We start from the raw sequence: 15,566 nt of genomic DNA, 5'->3' as shown, positions 1-15,566 counted from the left end.
TTTAATGCTAATCAATCAATTCAATTTATCTTAATCCACCCATTTAGGTTGTCTTTTTTCAATAAAAGCGCCAATGCCCTCCCGAGCGTCCTTCGTGGTACTGTTTAACGTAATCACTTCGCTGGCGTAATTTAATGCTTCAAAGTCCTCCATGTTAATTTGCCGGTAAAAGGCTTTTTTACCAACGGCCACTGCAGAAGCGCTATAACCGGCAATGGTGGCCGCCATTTGTTCAGTGGCGCTTTCCAACTCACCTGGTGGCACCACTTTATTCACCAACCCGTAAATCAAAGCGTCCCGGGCCGGCATTAAATCGCCCGTTAAAAGCATTTCCATAGCTTTCTTGCGACCAATATTCCTACTTAAAAAAACAGCCGGGGTACTGCAAAAAAGACCAATTTTAACCCCCGGCGTGCCAAATAAGGCATCTTCGGAAGCTACAGCCAGGTCACACGCGGCAACCAACTGGCACCCGGCAGCGGTAGCTATGCCGTGCACCTGGGCAATTACCGGTTGAGGCATATCCCGAATGGCTTGCATGGTTTTGTAGCAAGTTTGAAAAAGCTGCAACAATTCCTGGGGATCGCTTTCGTAAACTTCCTTTAAATCATGCCCGGCAGAAAAAATTTTGCCAATGCCCTTGACGATGACTGCGTTAACTCTTTTATCCACCGCTTTTTCGTTCCCTATATCAGTTAACAAATCAGTAAGCTCCTCCAATAACCCTTTGGAGAGAGCGTTACGCTTTTCAGGACGATTGAGACTTATATAACCTATTTTACCCTTTTGCTCAAAAAGGAGATACTGATATGGCATAATATTTGACTGTTCTGCCGAACATTATCTAATATTGCCTGACAAACAGGCAATGCCGGCAAAGCAGTTATTCACCTCCTGTGAACTTTTTAATATTTGATTAAACACCGGGGGGTAAAATCCTGCTATCTAAATTTAATTTTTTTGAATATTTTAAATTTTAATTAATAATTTTGAGTCACTTTCACCGCGCTATTTTATATTGAACAATTTTGTTAGGTGCACTGGTAATCTATTCTGTCAGTGGCAACGAATACGATTTAATTTTTACTAGCGTGTTGCTAATATAAGAATAATTTATAGCTAAATTATTGACAAACAATAAAGATTATATTAAATTTATTATAAAATAATATGTATAATAAAGCACTGCATGCTGAATACTTAAGCGGAACCGGCACCCTTTTATTGAAGAGCTTGAATGTTCAAATAACTTTTAATGATTGAGGGATAACCATGATTAATAAACTAAAGAAACTTGGTCTCAGGGCCACACCACAGCGCATGGCAATTATGCAGTTACTGGACGGTAATACCAGTCACCCTTCAGCAGAGGAAATATATAAAGAGCTAAAGCCGGAATATCCATCACTATCTCCGGCAACAGTATATAATACCCTGGAGGCATTGGCCAGGGCAGGCGAAATCCAGGAAATAAATATTGATCCGCAACGGCGCCGCTTTGATCCCAATCCACGTCCACACTGCCACTTTCTTTGCCAACGGTGCCAAAAGGTCTATGACCTACCCCTGGCAATGGAGGATTTACCTGTTCCAAAACAGGTGGCCACGTTTAAGATTAACAGTTTTTCTTTACATCTTTACGGGGAATGTGATCAATGCGGCAGTAACAAAAACGATGACAATGAATTGTAAGACGTAATAAAAATAAATAAGGAGGATACCAATGTCTACAAAAACCCAGGATAATTTAATGGCGGCCTTTGCCGGGGAATCCCAGGCTAACCGCAAGTATCTAGCCTTTGCCCAAAAAGCGGAAAAAGAAGGCAAAGAAAAAATTGCCAGGCTATTTCGGGCCATAGCTGAGGCGGAAACCATCCATGCTTTGAAGCAACTGGAAACAGCCGGTAAAGTCGGTTCCACATCGGATAACCTAAAAGCGGCTATTGAAGGTGAGACCTATGAATATAGCAATATGTACCCCGATTTTATTGAAACAGCTAAACAAGAGGAGCAAACTGCAGCCGCCAAAATCTTTCATTTAGCCAATGAGGCCGAAAAGGCGCATGCCCAACTTTATCAAAAGGCTATTAAGGAATTGGAGGAAAAGGGAGACATGCAAGCCGCCTCGTTCCATCTCTGCCCGGTATGTGGCTATGTTGCTGAAGATCACCCACCCGAGCGGTGCCCCATCTGTAATGCTCCGGCCAAATCCTTTAAAGCATATTAAGTTATAAATTGTATAAGTAAACCAAAACTGCTGGTATACCAACGCCGGCAGTTTTTGTTTTTTGTAGATAAAATAAAGGTTCACTGATACAATAGAAAAGGATATTGTCCAATGGCTATGGTGCTTTTATAAAGTAGCAACTATGTTTAAATTAAAAATTTTTAATCTTCCCTTCAGGTGTATTTAATATAGGGCTGTCATTATTAAAATAGCAAAAACAACTTGAGGGGGCGAAAATCATGATCAAAGAAAAATCTTTGCGGATTACTGTTATCGGCATTCTGTCAGCTCTGGTGTTAGAGGTTGCCCTGCTGGGAGGATTATTTTTTTCTTTACCCAGGGATAGTTTTAATTCTGCACTGGCCGCTACGGGCACGACAAATTCTATAAACACCGCGGCACCGGTGGGCACAAACATAATAGCAAACACAGTGGCTAAAACCAGCCCGGCGGTAGTAAAAATTGAAACCGTAAGAAAAAGCAATACCAGGATTGATCCTTTTTTTAACGATCCTTTCTTCCGTGAATTTTTTGGCACACCAGGGCCTTACAGAATGGAACCGGATGTTCGCCAGGGAATGGGCTCAGGTTTTATTATCAGTAACGATGGTTATATACTAACCAATGAGCATGTGGTCAGCGGGGCTACTGAAATTAACGTTTATCTCTCCGGTCGGGATAAACCGCTAACAGCGAAATTGGTCGGTGAAGATGCCCAACTTGATTTGGCAGTGCTCAAAATAAATGCGAATAGTAAACTTCCTTATTTGGAACTGGGTAACGATGACAATACCCGGGTAGGCGAATGGGTTATCGCCATCGGTAATCCATACGGGCTAGATCACACCGTTACCGCAGGTGTCATCAGCGCCAAAGGCAGGCCAGTGCAGGTAGAGGGCAGGCAGTACAAAAATCTGCTGCAAACCGACGCCTCCATCAACCCGGGCAACAGCGGAGGGCCACTTTTAAATCTGGAAGGAAAGGTAATAGGCATTAACACTGCGGTAAACGCCAGTGCCCAGGGGATTGGTTTTGCCATCCCGGCCAATACAGTAAAATCAGTGCTGAACACATTAATTGAAAATGGTAAGGTTTCCCGCCCCTGGATGGGGGTGTATATCCAGACTTTAAACGCTGAACTGGCGGAACGGTTAGGATTGCAAAGCACCCAGGGCGCCTTGCTGTCCGGGGTGGTGGCCGGATCCCCGGCTGATAAAGCTGGACTTAAACAAGGTGATGTTGTTTTAGCTATAAACCAGCAAAAAATTACTGACGCTGCTGACATAACCAAATTTATTGAAAAATGCAAAGTGGGAGATAAAGTTACTTTGCTTGTGGAAAGAAACGGTTCCCGGCATAACATTACCGTTACCCTGGCGGAAAAGTAAAATGGCACAGGAGTGGGTGTTTTGAAAATACTGGTTATAGATGATGACAAAAAAATTACCAGCATGATGCAAAGGGTACTTACCTTTGAAGGACATGAAACATTTATTGCATATAACGGCGAGGAAGGACTGCATAAAGCCGAGCAATATAAACCCGACCTGGTTATACTGGACATTATGATGCCCAGGTTGGATGGCTGGGAGGTATGCAGAAAACTGCGGATGCAAAGCGATGTGCCAATTTTAATGCTTACCGCCCGGGACGAAGTGGCGGACCGTGTGAGGGGGTTGGACGTGGGTGCCGATGATTACCTGGTGAAACCCTTTGCATTGGAAGAGTTGCTGGCCCGGGTCCGGGCATTGTTTCGCAGGGTACGCCGGCTAGGCCATGGTAATGAGCTTGTGCTTAGCTTTGCCGATTTAACTTTGGATTTGGAGAAAAGGGAAGCCCGGCGGGGTGACACGGTGATTTCCCTGACCACCAGGGAGTTTGAGCTACTTAAACTTTTTATGCAACATCCCCGCCAGGTACTAACACGGGACCAGATCATGGAACAGATCTGGGGATATGATTTTTCCGGCGAATCCAATGTGTTGGAGGTCTATATTGGTAACCTGCGTCAAAAACTGGAGCAACCGCAAGCACCCAAGTTGCTTCATACCGTGCGGGGTGTGGGTTATACTTTAAGGGAGCAGTGATTACAGATGCATTTGCGTACCAAGCTCACTCTACTGTATACCGGGGTTCTCGGGCTGGCCCTTTTCATATTAACCACGGTACTACTTTTAGCCACTTCACATACTTTATATAAAGAAGTGGATGAGAGCATTTTCGCCAAAGCTGCTTCCCTTGTCAAATCAATTAGAGTTACCGGTAATCCCTTTTCACTGCGTGAAGTGGTGCTGCCCGATGTAGATGTTTTTGCAGCGCCTGATACCTATCTGCAAATAGTGGATACCCGGGGGCGAGTGGTATCCCGCTCCGGTAATCTGGGGGGACAATACCTGCCCCTGGGTGAATATACGCTGCAAAACGCATTGCAGGGAGAGGGTTTTTATGAAACAGTACAGGCCGGTGGTCAGCAAATACGAGTGTATAATGTGCCGCTGGTAATTGATGGGCAGTTAGTGGGACTGTTGCAGGTTGGAAGAGCGCTTTCCACAGTACACGCACTGCTGAACCAGTTGCGCTTTTTTATTGCTCTGGTTGGTACGGCATCAATATTGCTGGCTGCACTACTGGGGTGGTTGTTGGCTCGAACAGCCTTAAGGCCACTGGATAAAATTACTGGCATTGCCGCTTCCATAGAGAGTAACAGTGACTTGGGCAGGCGCATCGAGTACGCCGGCCCGGCGGACGAACTGGGTCGTCTAGTGGCGACACTGAACGCCATGTTTGAACGATTGGAAAGCATGTACCACCGCCTGCAACAAAGTTATGATCTGCAGCGCCGGTTTGTCTCGGACGCCTCTCACGAACTGCGCACTCCGCTGACCACTATCCGTGGCAATGCCGAGCTGCTGCTCAAGATGCAGGATGCCGATCCGGTCCTGGTATCGGAAGCATTAAATGATATTACCGATGAAGCCCGCCGCTTGAGCCGGCTGGTGGAAGATCTGTTGATACTGGCCCGGGCCGATGCAGGTTTTATGCCGGAAAAAGAACCGGCCGGTCTGATGGAACTGCTGCAGGGAGTGGTTAGGAAAGCCCGTTTTTTGGCCGGTGACAGAGAGTTTGTATTTGAAGAACAATACCCGTCCGGAGCATGGCTATTGGCAAACCGCGACCACTTCAGTCAATTAATGTTTATTTTACTTGATAATGCCTTCAAATATTCGCCTCCCGGCAGTACAGTGGGGCTAACGGTTAATTTACTGCCGCAGGGTCCGGTAGTACTAGGTAGCGGGATCAAGTCCGGGTACTCCGACCACACCCGGCGGCACCCGGAACAGTTCGCTACCTCCAACATCCAACAAGGTTGGGTGGAGATAGCTGTTACAGACCAGGGACCGGGCCTTGCACCGGGTGAAGAGAACCGCATTTTCGACCGTTTTTTCCGCGGGGAAAGCACCCGGGGACAGGAAGGTTCCGGGTTGGGATTATCCATTGCCCGCTGGATCGTTGACTGGCACGGTGGTCATATCAGTGCCGCCAACAGACCGGAAGGAGGTAGTGTTTTTACTGTGCTGCTGCCCCTTTATTTTGGCGAAAAGGATGAACGGTCTTCCCATCCTGGTGATTAAAGCCTATATACCTACTTGCACAAGGGTTGGCTTTAAAATGCGCATTACTTCCCGGGGATCAAGGCTAACCACATAACCACGTTTCCCTCCGTTGATATAAATCCTGGACAGTTCCGCAATGGTTTGTTCCATATACACAGGCATGGCCCGGCGAGTGGCAAACGGGGAAGTCCCTCCTACCAGGTACCCCGTGTGTTTGTTGGCTGTTTCAGGCGAGCAGGGTGATATACTTTTAACACCAATCAGCCGGGCCAGTTTTTTTGTGGAAACCTGCCGGTCTCCGTGCATTAAAACAATCAGTGGTTTTTTATGCTCATCTTCCATAACCAGTGTTTTAATTATGTAATGTTCATCAACACCTAACTCTCGGGAAGAAACGGCTGTCCCGCCCTTGTCTTCATAGGCATAAGTGAAATCCTCGAACTCTACCTTTTCCTTAAGCAGTAAGCGCATAGCGGGTGTCATGGAAACTTTATTTTTAGCCATCTTATAATCCTTCCTTATTTTCTTCTTAATATCTTTGTCAACCTCGGTTCAAACCATATTAAGGGCAAGTCTTTATAACAATCTTGACCGGCTAGCCAGGTTTAGGGTTTGGCGTTGTTAAATAATTCTTATCCTTAGTATACTATATATTTGACAATGTGCTTCTTTCTATTAAATTGGGCAAGCGGTAGCTGTATTTTTGCCTTTACAAACCCAACCGGCTACTTTATTATAATATTAAAACAATTATTTTAATGAGTTATATTTTCAGAGGTGATAAACATTATGGGCAAAGGAGAACAAAACCAGGTTTGCGACATATTTTGTTACGACGAGGAAAAAGTGCACCGCATGAAGCAGGAAGTTTCAAACATTGAGGGGCTAAGTCAAATATTTAAAGCGCTGGCTGATGAAACCAGGATAAAAATAGTCTATGCTTTAGCCCGGGAAGAACTATGCGTTTGTGATATCGCCCAGATAATTGATTCCAGTGTAGCTGCTGCTTCCCACCACTTACGGCTGCTCAAAAATATGGGTCTGGCCAGGAGCAGAAAACAGGGCAAAATGATGTTTTATTACTTAACTGATTCATGCGTGAAAACTATTATCGACGTAGCGCTAAAACACCACAATCACTACCCGGCGTAAAAGCACAATACCAATAAATGCAGCCAAGATGACATAAAATACCTTTAACGCAACTGGAGGTTTAAGATATGACACAATGTCCCGGACATAATTGCAGTTGTATAAAAGACTCTATCATGGAAGAACTGACACCGGAAGGATTGCAGCAAGCAATGAAAGTGATCAAGCCGGATGATATGCCAAAACATGATCCAAAGTCAAATATAAATGATGTACAAAAGACTGTCTTTGTTCTTTATGGTTTGGACTGTGCCGACTGTGCCGCTAAACTGGAAAAAAGAGTTGCCGGTTTGCCAGGGGTAGAGGAGGCCGAGATTAATTTTGGTGCTTCCAAAATAAACGTGCGCCACACCGCCAGTGTGCCGAAAATAATACGTGCCATCAAGGAGGCAGGTTACACAGCGGAGCCCGTTGTTGATGACGCAGTAATGGCCACTAACCAACAACTCCGGTATGATCCCAAACTATTATTGACATTGTTATCCGGCTTGTTTTTAGCCGGGGGAATGGCGGCCTCGCTATTTAACCTGGCGGACCGCCTGATCGCGGGGTTACTGTTGGCAGCAATGTTGTCGGGCGGATACTTTGTAATTAAAAACGCCTTTTACTCTATCAAAGCGTTAAGCATGGACATGAACGTGCTGATGAGTGTGGCTGTTATAGGGGCAGTTGCTATAGGAGAGTGGTTTGAGGGTGCTACAGTGGTATTCCTCTTTTCCCTGGGTAATACTTTGCAGGCGTACAGCATGGCTAAAACACGGTCATCCATACGTGATTTGATGAAACTTTCTCCCCGGGAGGCGCTTGTTTTGCGTAACGGAAGAGAAATCATGCTGTCCGTGGAACAAATCGCTGTGGGCGATATTATTATTGTCAAGCCCGGGGAACGCATTGCGATGGATGGGACTGTTATCAAGGGCAATTCCCAGGTTAACCAGGCTCCCATTACCGGAGAATCGCTACCTGTGGAAAAGGCCCCCGGAGCGGATGTTTATGCCGGTACCATTAATCAAGAGGGAACACTGGAAATACAGGTTACCAAAAAGATACAGGATACTACCCTGGCTAAGATAATCGACCTGGTGGAGGAAGCCCAGGCCCAACGCGCCCCTTCTCAACAATTTGTGGATATATTCGCCAAATATTACACACCTTCCGTAATCGCTACAGCGGTGGCCATTGCTACCATTCCCACCCTTTTCCTGGGGCAGCCTTTCTTGCCGTGGCTGGAAAGGGCACTGATTATGCTTGTGATCGCTTGCCCCTGCGCTCTGGTAATATCCACCCCGGTGGCCATTATATCGGCCATCGGCAGCGCTGCACGGCGGGGAGTACTAATTAAGGGTGGTGCTTATCTGGAAGGAGCGGGGGGTTTAAAGGCCGTGGCCTTTGATAAAACAGGTACCCTTACCAAGGGCTGCCCCGAGGTTACCGATGTAATCGCATTGCCAGGCCATCAGAAACAGTTTTTGCTGGGTATAGCCGTAGCAGTGGAACACCGTTCCCAACATCCCGTAGCACGAGCCATTCTTGGCTATGCTAAAAGAGAGAGAATAAAGGCCTACCAAAGCGAACAGTTTCAATCTATTCCCGGTCAGGGGGCCATAGCCTTGATTAATGGAACAAAATATTATATTGGTAATACGAGATTATTCATGTCTTTGGGAACCGATTTAACCGGTGTGCAGGAACGACTGGCCACATTGCAAAGACAGGGTAAAACAGCCATGCTGGTGGGCACTGCCGATCAACTGATAGGTATTATTGCTGTTGCCGACCGGGTCCGCCCTGATAGCATGATTGCGCTGCAGGGTTTACGTTCAACCGGAATTAAAAAACTGGTCATGCTTACCGGAGATAATACTGCTACCGCCAGCGCCATTGCTGAATACCTGGGTGGATTAGAGTACAAGGCGGAATTGCTGCCCCAGGAGAAACTATCCACCATCAAGGAACTTCAGTCTCGTTACGGCAGGGTGGCTATGGTGGGAGACGGGGTTAACGACACCCCGGCACTGGCCGCTGCCGATATTGGCATTGCCATGGGTGGTGTGGGCACCGACACTGCGCTGGAAACGGCGGATATCGCCCTTATGGCAGATGATCTAAGCAATCTGTCTTACACCATCAAACTGGGTCGCCGGACCCTGGGGATAATTAAGCAGAATATCACCTTTGCCCTGATGGTGAAAGCATTGTTTATAGCGGGCACATTCTTGGGTTTTACCAACCTGTGGATGGCGGTTTTCGCCGATACCGGCGCAGCCATGCTCGTAATTGCCAATGGCATGCGTCTGATGCGAGTGCGAGAAGATAAGATGGCGGTGTAAAAAAACAGTATAAACTAGGAAAACCTGTTCCCCTTTAAATACATTGGGGCAGCAGGTTTTTCAATCCTTTCTCAAAACTTGTAATATTAAGGAAATACTATTGGAATGCCACCTCACCTACAAATTATATACTAATTTCAATATTAATAAATATACCAATTGTTTGTTAAAATTTTTTCAAGAAATCTTGACAAATTACAGACAAGCAGGTATAATGTCAATTGTCGCTGATGCGGTGTATCTTAAATAACGATTGCGGAGCTGTGGTGTAGCGGTCTAACATGTCGGCCTGTCACGCCGAAGATCGCGGGTTCGATTCCCGTCAGCTCCGCCAATAAATTAATAAATAGTTAACATGCGGAAGTAGCTCAGTGGTAGAGCATCGCCTTGCCAAGGCGAGGGTCGCGGGTTCGAATCCCGTCTTCCGCTCCATTTTATTTTTTATAATTTGTTCAGGACACCTTATTTATTGTATTTTTATTAGGGCACCCTAATTGAAACCCAGGCAACTAATATCAGCTAGTACCATATACCCCCCACGTGTATTTGAGTATACGTGGGGGGGTATTTTGTGTCACGGCAACATTTATTTTTAGTAAACAAATCTGCAAATTTGAAAACACGTGTTATACCCAACCGGCAACAACCGTTGCCGGTCGGATCTATGCAATAAACCTTTTTCTCATTAAGCAAACCCAGGCCCTGGGCGGTTTTGGGTGATTCGATCCAAATTGACCGGAAACAAGAGACAGTATTTCAAAATACGGCTCTACTGCATTAACAATATCTCTGGCAGTGCGCTGTGGTGGACCAGGGACATTACGACGTTCATCAGCATTACCTATAAGACTTAACCACAGTCCATCTTTGTCTAAATGGTTAGCTACATTTTCCGCAAATTTCTTCCTTTCTTCATCGGATTGAAATGAATGGAAACAGCCCCGATCGAAAGCAAAACCAAATGGCATCCCTTCAATTCTGTTAGTAAAAAAGTCAATTTCAATAAATGTACATTTAACATTAGCTTTTGATGCTTCCTTTGTGGCCACCTGTATTGCAATATCTGAAGTGTCAACACCTACTACATCAAAGTTGTTTTGGGCCAGCCATATAGAGTTATAGCCAGTTCCGCAACCAATATCCAGTGCTTTACAAGGCCCTATGGCCGCCGTAGTTACAGTTTGTATCAGGTTAAAATCAGGTTTGCCTATATCCCAAGGAGTATCGCCAACCTTATATCTTTTCTTGTAACGCTCCTCTATCATCATTTTATTTTACCTCCTGCCAATATAATTCCCAATCTTGACTATTCAGCATCTTTATATAATTGACCTAAAAGCTTTATTACCGCCTTTAACCAATATTATATATTAATTCAAGTTTAATACAACGCACTTAGCTCAATCAAAATAATAAAATTTAACATTTTTGTGCCGACAAAACTATGCTTTCGATATCCATTTTCTTTTAGTATCCCGAAAAACCAATCCAACTTTTGGTAACAAATCTACAGCCCTACTTATTAATAAGTATTAGTCCAATAACACAAAATGCAGCTCCTATGATTTTGTTAATATCAAAGCCCTCTTTATAAAAAAATACCCCTATTGGAATAAGGGCCAGGGCAAGAGCTATATTTGCAACTAACGAACCCAGGCTTATTTGCCAACCTGCTCTATACGCCATTAAATATCCAAATTCCAGACCAACTATCGAAACGCCAAGGGCAATACTTGTCCAGTTTAAGTTGGAAAAGGATTCATAAAATGACTTATCAGTTTTGTTAAATATAAACAATAAGATGGTAAAAAAAGTTGCAGTCAAGTATGTAACAAACAACGCTGAAAACGGATTGGCATTTGCCGGCGTGGATTTTTGACATACATTATAAATAACATTTGAGGTTACTATAAGCACAATTGAAAAGACATACATAAACATGATTCGCTACCTCGAATTAGTATCCATTGAATTATATATATTTTAACACTATATATTATATTTGACTATTTATTCTATAATTTAAATATAGTAATAAATTAGAGCCAATTACTGACAGAACATTCATATAAAAACGGACTGACCAATATCACTGGATTAAAATCAAAAATATAATAATCGCTATGGAAGAGGACTTATTATGAAAGTAACAAATATTACGGTTGCAGTATTAGGAGCAGGTGATAGAGGGTTTGATTACGGAGAATAGGCGCAAGTTTTAAAAAGAATTAGGGGCTGGTTCCTCTACCAACCCCTGTACGCTAAAGTTTATCAAGTATGAAAAAGCAGGAGAACCGAACCACTGCTTTGTTAAAAAACCTTCTTTTTCTTCATATAATCCTCAACGTGCATCAATGTTTCGCCAAAACGCTGGAAGTGTACAACTTCCCGCTCCCGCAACCAGCGCAGTACGTCTTTTACCTGCGGGTCGTCGGTTAAATGAAGCAGGTTTTCATACACGGCCCTGGCCTTTTGTTCGGCGGCCAGGTTTTCATGCAAATCTGCCACCGGGTCACCGGTAGCGGAAACATATGCAGCCACCCAGGGGACCCCGGCGGCATTTTCCCAGTATAGAGCACGCCCGTGATCCGCGTAATGACTGCCTAAATCAGCAGCTTTTATGGCTTCGATGGGAGCACCTTCAATGAGCTTATATACCAGCGTGGCAACTATCTCCATATGTGCCAGCTCTTCAGTGCCTATGTCGGTAAGTACCCCCTTGGCCATGGCGGTGGGCATGGTGTAGCGCATGTTCAGGTAGCGCAGGGAAGCGGAAAGTTCCCCTTCCGGCCCGCCATATTGAGTTATGATATATTTAGCCATCCGGGGATCAGGGGCACTCACCCGGACGGGTATTTGTAATTTCTTTTCATACACCCACATATTCACATATCCTTTCTATATTTAATACTTAATTTCCCAGGGCCACGGGCTATCCACCCATTTCCAGTAATTTTGCACGTTCGGAGAATACCCAAAGCTAAGCAAGGGACCGTAGACTTGCTCATAGTTACGTACGGCTTGCAATAAATCTTTATGCACTTGATTAAACATGGCCAGCGCCTGTTGGTCATCGGGATGAGTATCTAAAAACAGATTCAGTTCGGTAGCTACAAATGATAATTGTTGTATTTGCAACAGCATCTTCACCTGATTGCGTTGCTCCATAATAATTCACCTCCACCACTTAAATGTTTTAAATTCTATTAGCGGGGATAGGGTCTATATAATTCAGGAAACAATGTGCCCGTTTCCAATGCCCGGGCAGGGGTGTTAACTTTCCCCCACCTTTGAATGCAAAAGTAAGCCCTGGCCAGTTCCATGTCCGGGCAACTTGGGGCACCGGGCTTACCCGGGCAATCAGGACAACCAGGGTGACCCGGGTAACCGGGGTGAGGAGGATAACCTGGATGATAACCTGAACTAAAGCCCGGTTGGCCGGAATAAGGCGGTAAGCCACCGGTCTGAACAGGGTCAAAGGGTGCATACATCGGGTCAACAGACTGCAGCGGTTCATGCGGGACAGCAGCGCCAGGCCCCCCGGGGCTCGGGCCCAATCCAGTTGATGTTACCGCATCGATTTTTTCTTTAGCCCCGGTTTTTACTTGATCCGGTTTTTTTTCTTCTCTGTTTTTCAACGCGTATACCTCCAAGTAACTTTTTCGGAAGCAATGTACTTTAAAACCAAATTATGCCGGAGCCGCCATATGTGTTACATACTAATATTTAAAACAGTTAACTAACTTAAATTATTAAAACAATCATTATACTAAAATAAGCACAAAAAAAGTAAGGAATGGCAAGCTGCCATCCCTTACTGACGCAAAATGTTTTTATTATATTGCACCTGTAAAGTCACCTCATTTAGAGATTCTTACATAAGCCCCTTTGGGCCATTTTACTTTCTGAGGTTACTAACTATTTAATTAACTTACACTCTTACGCAAGCATTTTTTCCAAATCGTTCTCCGGTGTGGTGATGAGTTGAAGGTTGTAGTTCTCCTGAATAACGGCCAGTACATTAGGTGTCAAAAATGCCGGGGCCGACGGGCCGATGCGGATATTCTTGATACCCAGGTGCAGCAGGGTAAACAATATGGATACCGCTTTTTGCTCGAACCAGGACAGCACCAGACTCAGAGGCAGGTCATTGACACCGCAGTTAAATACCTTGGCCAGCGCCACCGCCACCTGGATAGCCGAGTAAGCATTGTTGCACTGACCCATATCCAGCAGGCGCGGAATGCCGTCAATGTCACCCAGATCCAGATAATTGAAACGATACTTGCCACAACCCAAGGTAATTATTATGCAGTCCTGGGGTATTTGTTTCACCAATTCGGTATAGTAGCTACGGGAAGCCTTGGCACCTTCACAGCCGCCCACCAGGAAAACGTGGCGAATTTTACCGGCTTTGACAGCCTCCACTACTTTGTCGGCAATGGACAGCACAAAATTGTGGTGGAAGCCGGTTGTCAGTGTGCCACCTTCTTTTTCCGGCAGCGCACCCAGGGATTTGGCCTTTTCAATTACTGCAGTGAAATCCCGGTTTTCAATATGGGTAACTCCCGGCAGTTTAGCAACACCGCAGGTGAACATGCGGTCCTTGTAGGACTCCTTGGGCAGCAACACACAGTTGGTGGTGCCCAGAATAGCACCCGGAAACTCCTCAAATTCTTTCTTTTGATTTTGCCATGCGGTGCCATAATGCCCTACTAGATTTTTGAACTTTTTCAGTTCCGGATAAGCATGTCCCGGCAGCATTTCGCCGTGGGTGTATACGTTAACCCCGGCCGCTTCCGCCTGCACCAGTAGTTCATACATATCTAACAAGTCATGGCCGGTGATTAAAACGGCCGGGCCGGGTTTAAAGCCGGTGAACACCTGGGTGGGTTCCGGGGAACCAAATCGCCCCACATTGGCCTTATCCAGCATTTCCATGGCCATCAGATTTATTTCTCCCAATTCAAGCACTTTTGCTACGTGGTCATCCAGATCAAAGTTGACGTTGGTAAGAGTGGTAAACAGCGCTTTATGCATAAAGGCATCCACCTTTTCATCGCGCAGGCCCAGTTCCCTGGCGTGGTATGCATAAGCGGCCACACCTTTTAGCCCGATTATCAGGGCGTCCTGTAAACTGGCGATATCCTCATTCTTACCGCAAACCCCCACTTTGGTGCAACCGGTTCCACCTGCCGTTTGTTCACATTGGTAACAAAACATATAAATATTCCTCCCTTGGATTTAATTTTTTTCGTTGCTGTTGTTTGCTATTAATAATTTACCTAATTTCGCTGCCCTCCAATATGAGCTAGATCACACCCGGGAATTTAAATTTATCACAAGAGCAATTAATTTAATCGCAACTTAATCGCAACGACCAATAAAACTTGTCCCTACAGTATTAATAAATATTTTTAAAACCAGGTTATTTTTAAAGGAAAAAGGTAGGTATCCGGTGAATTTTAGTGTAAGGGAGGGGTAGTATGAAAGCGGTGGCAGTTTATGGTTGTACCGCCAGTACGGGTAAAACCTCCGTAGCTAAAGAATTGGCCGGTTTTTTTCATCTGCAGGGCCGCAGCACAATGCTGGTGGATTTAGATCTGACAAAGGGACAGCTTACCGAAAAGTTGGGCCTTAACAGTTCACCGAACATTGGTACATGGCTGACGGATATATTCAAAAAGCTTGATAGTTTACCTTTCTGGAACATTAATTATACCCGGGATGAAATAGAGCCATATGTACAAAAATTTGATGGTTTATCAGTGCTGGCCAGTAACACGGCGGACAATTTAGACAGTTCCCCATTGTTGTTATACGGTATAGATGTCATAATGCGCAGTCTGCTGGCAACACCTTATGATGTGCTGGTATTTGATACCAATGGAAAAGTACGTGATTATACGTTTAACGCACTGCTCAGAATGAATAAGGTACTTTTGGTGGCCGAACCTTTTGGTTTTTCTTTGCCCAATGCAGAGGCTTTTATACGCCTGCTGCAGGATGAAGGATTCAATCCGGATCAGTTCGGGTTGGTGCTGAACCGTTATCCCACCTATGCGGAAGAGGATCCTCTGGAAATAAGCCGTGCACTGGGGATATCCCTTTACGGAGTACTTCCAAATTACCCGGATTTATCAGGGAAAAAAGGTCACGCCAGAATTTTTACCATGGATCGCAGCAATCGTTTTACGGAGGAAATAGGTAATATAGCCCAAAAAATATGGAGTGAAGATTAAC

Annotated in this window: 16 protein-coding genes and 2 tRNA genes; 10 read left to right on the top strand and 8 right to left on the bottom strand. The window is 45.0% G+C overall.

Annotated features, from left to right (window positions below):
* Window positions 1-30 precede the first annotated feature (30 nt).
* Window positions 31-816, bottom strand: a complete 786-nt coding sequence (locus LX24_RS05550) for an enoyl-CoA hydratase (protein WP_166511152.1) — start codon at window positions 814-816, stop codon at window positions 31-33.
* 456 nt (window positions 817-1,272) lie between these two features.
* On the opposite strand from LX24_RS05550, the gene LX24_RS05545 reads away from it, so the two are divergent.
* The 5 genes from LX24_RS05545 (at window position 1,273) to LX24_RS05525 (ending at window position 5,859) form a co-directional block, all read left to right on the top strand.
* A complete protein-coding gene (locus tag LX24_RS05545; protein ID WP_166511151.1) occupies window positions 1,273-1,692 on the top strand; it encodes a Fur family transcriptional regulator in 420 nt (139 codons plus the stop codon).
* Window positions 1,693-1,723: 31 nt separating this feature from the next.
* Window positions 1,724-2,227: a rubrerythrin family protein gene (locus tag LX24_RS05540; RefSeq protein ID WP_166511150.1), complete on the top strand. Its 504-nt coding sequence runs from the start codon at window positions 1,724-1,726 to the stop codon at window positions 2,225-2,227.
* Window positions 2,228-2,466: 239 nt separating this feature from the next.
* On the top strand, window positions 2,467-3,615 hold the full coding sequence (locus tag LX24_RS05535; RefSeq protein WP_166511149.1) for a trypsin-like peptidase domain-containing protein: 1,149 nt from the start codon (window positions 2,467-2,469) through the stop codon (window positions 3,613-3,615).
* A 21-nt stretch (window positions 3,616-3,636) separates the two neighbouring features.
* Complete coding sequence (locus LX24_RS05530) at window positions 3,637-4,314, top strand: response regulator transcription factor (protein WP_207706537.1); 678 nt, start codon at window positions 3,637-3,639, stop codon at window positions 4,312-4,314.
* A 6-nt stretch (window positions 4,315-4,320) separates the two neighbouring features.
* Window positions 4,321-5,859 carry a HAMP domain-containing sensor histidine kinase gene (locus LX24_RS05525; protein WP_166511147.1) on the top strand — a complete coding sequence of 513 codons (1,539 nt, stop codon included), beginning with the start codon at window positions 4,321-4,323 and terminating at the stop codon, window positions 5,857-5,859.
* 3 nt (window positions 5,860-5,862) lie between these two features.
* Here LX24_RS05525 and ybaK read toward each other — a convergent pair whose 3' ends face one another.
* Window positions 5,863-6,345 carry a Cys-tRNA(Pro) deacylase gene (ybaK, locus tag LX24_RS05520; RefSeq protein WP_166511146.1) on the bottom strand — a complete coding sequence of 161 codons (483 nt, stop codon included), beginning with the start codon at window positions 6,343-6,345 and terminating at the stop codon, window positions 5,863-5,865.
* A 285-nt stretch (window positions 6,346-6,630) separates the two neighbouring features.
* On the opposite strand from ybaK, the gene LX24_RS05515 reads away from it, so the two are divergent.
* The 4 genes from LX24_RS05515 to LX24_RS05500 all read left to right on the top strand — a co-directional run bounded on the left by LX24_RS05515 (window position 6,631) and on the right by LX24_RS05500 (window position 9,755).
* Complete coding sequence (locus LX24_RS05515; RefSeq protein ID WP_166511145.1) at window positions 6,631-6,993, top strand: ArsR/SmtB family transcription factor; 363 nt, start codon at window positions 6,631-6,633, stop codon at window positions 6,991-6,993.
* 68 nt (window positions 6,994-7,061) lie between these two features.
* Window positions 7,062-9,323 carry a heavy metal translocating P-type ATPase gene (locus tag LX24_RS05510; protein ID WP_166511144.1) on the top strand — a complete coding sequence of 754 codons (2,262 nt, stop codon included), beginning with the start codon at window positions 7,062-7,064 and terminating at the stop codon, window positions 9,321-9,323.
* A gap of 257 nt (window positions 9,324-9,580) precedes the next feature.
* Window positions 9,581-9,657: transfer RNA gene (locus tag LX24_RS05505), tRNA-Asp, on the top strand.
* A gap of 23 nt (window positions 9,658-9,680) precedes the next feature.
* Window positions 9,681-9,755 (top strand) — tRNA-Gly (locus LX24_RS05500).
* A gap of 230 nt (window positions 9,756-9,985) precedes the next feature.
* Here LX24_RS05500 and LX24_RS05495 read toward each other — a convergent pair.
* The 6 genes from LX24_RS05495 to hcp form a co-directional block, all read right to left on the bottom strand.
* Window positions 9,986-10,588 (bottom strand): class I SAM-dependent methyltransferase, encoded by a 603-nt coding sequence (locus tag LX24_RS05495; RefSeq protein ID WP_166511279.1) that lies wholly within the window; start codon window positions 10,586-10,588, stop codon window positions 9,986-9,988.
* 250 nt (window positions 10,589-10,838) lie between these two features.
* Window positions 10,839-11,264: an EamA family transporter gene (locus LX24_RS05490; protein WP_166511143.1), complete on the bottom strand. Its 426-nt coding sequence runs from the start codon at window positions 11,262-11,264 to the stop codon at window positions 10,839-10,841.
* 369 nt (window positions 11,265-11,633) lie between these two features.
* A complete protein-coding gene (locus LX24_RS05485; protein WP_166511142.1) occupies window positions 11,634-12,206 on the bottom strand; it encodes a manganese catalase family protein in 573 nt (190 codons plus the stop codon).
* 21 nt (window positions 12,207-12,227) lie between these two features.
* Complete coding sequence (locus LX24_RS05480) at window positions 12,228-12,491, bottom strand: spore coat protein CotJB (protein ID WP_166511141.1); 264 nt, start codon at window positions 12,489-12,491, stop codon at window positions 12,228-12,230.
* A 38-nt stretch (window positions 12,492-12,529) separates the two neighbouring features.
* Entirely contained in the window at window positions 12,530-12,961 is a 432-nt protein-coding gene (locus LX24_RS05475) for a spore coat associated protein CotJA (RefSeq protein ID WP_243131629.1), read from the bottom strand.
* Window positions 12,962-13,262: 301 nt separating this feature from the next.
* Window positions 13,263-14,546 (bottom strand): hydroxylamine reductase, encoded by a 1,284-nt coding sequence (gene hcp / locus LX24_RS05470; protein WP_166511140.1) that lies wholly within the window; start codon window positions 14,544-14,546, stop codon window positions 13,263-13,265.
* A gap of 263 nt (window positions 14,547-14,809) precedes the next feature.
* Here hcp and LX24_RS05465 point away from each other — a divergent pair, with 263 nt between their 5' ends.
* On the top strand, window positions 14,810-15,565 hold the full coding sequence (locus LX24_RS05465; protein ID WP_166511139.1) for a CpaE/TadZ family protein: 756 nt from the start codon (window positions 14,810-14,812) through the stop codon (window positions 15,563-15,565).
* Window position 15,566: the final 1 nt, after the last annotated feature.

It is taken from the genome of Desulfallas thermosapovorans DSM 6562, assembly GCF_008124625.1.
GTDB classification, from domain to species: Bacteria; Bacillota; Desulfotomaculia; order Desulfotomaculales; family Desulfallaceae; genus Sporotomaculum; species Sporotomaculum thermosapovorans.
This window is presented reverse-complemented; position numbering and strand designations above follow the sequence as displayed.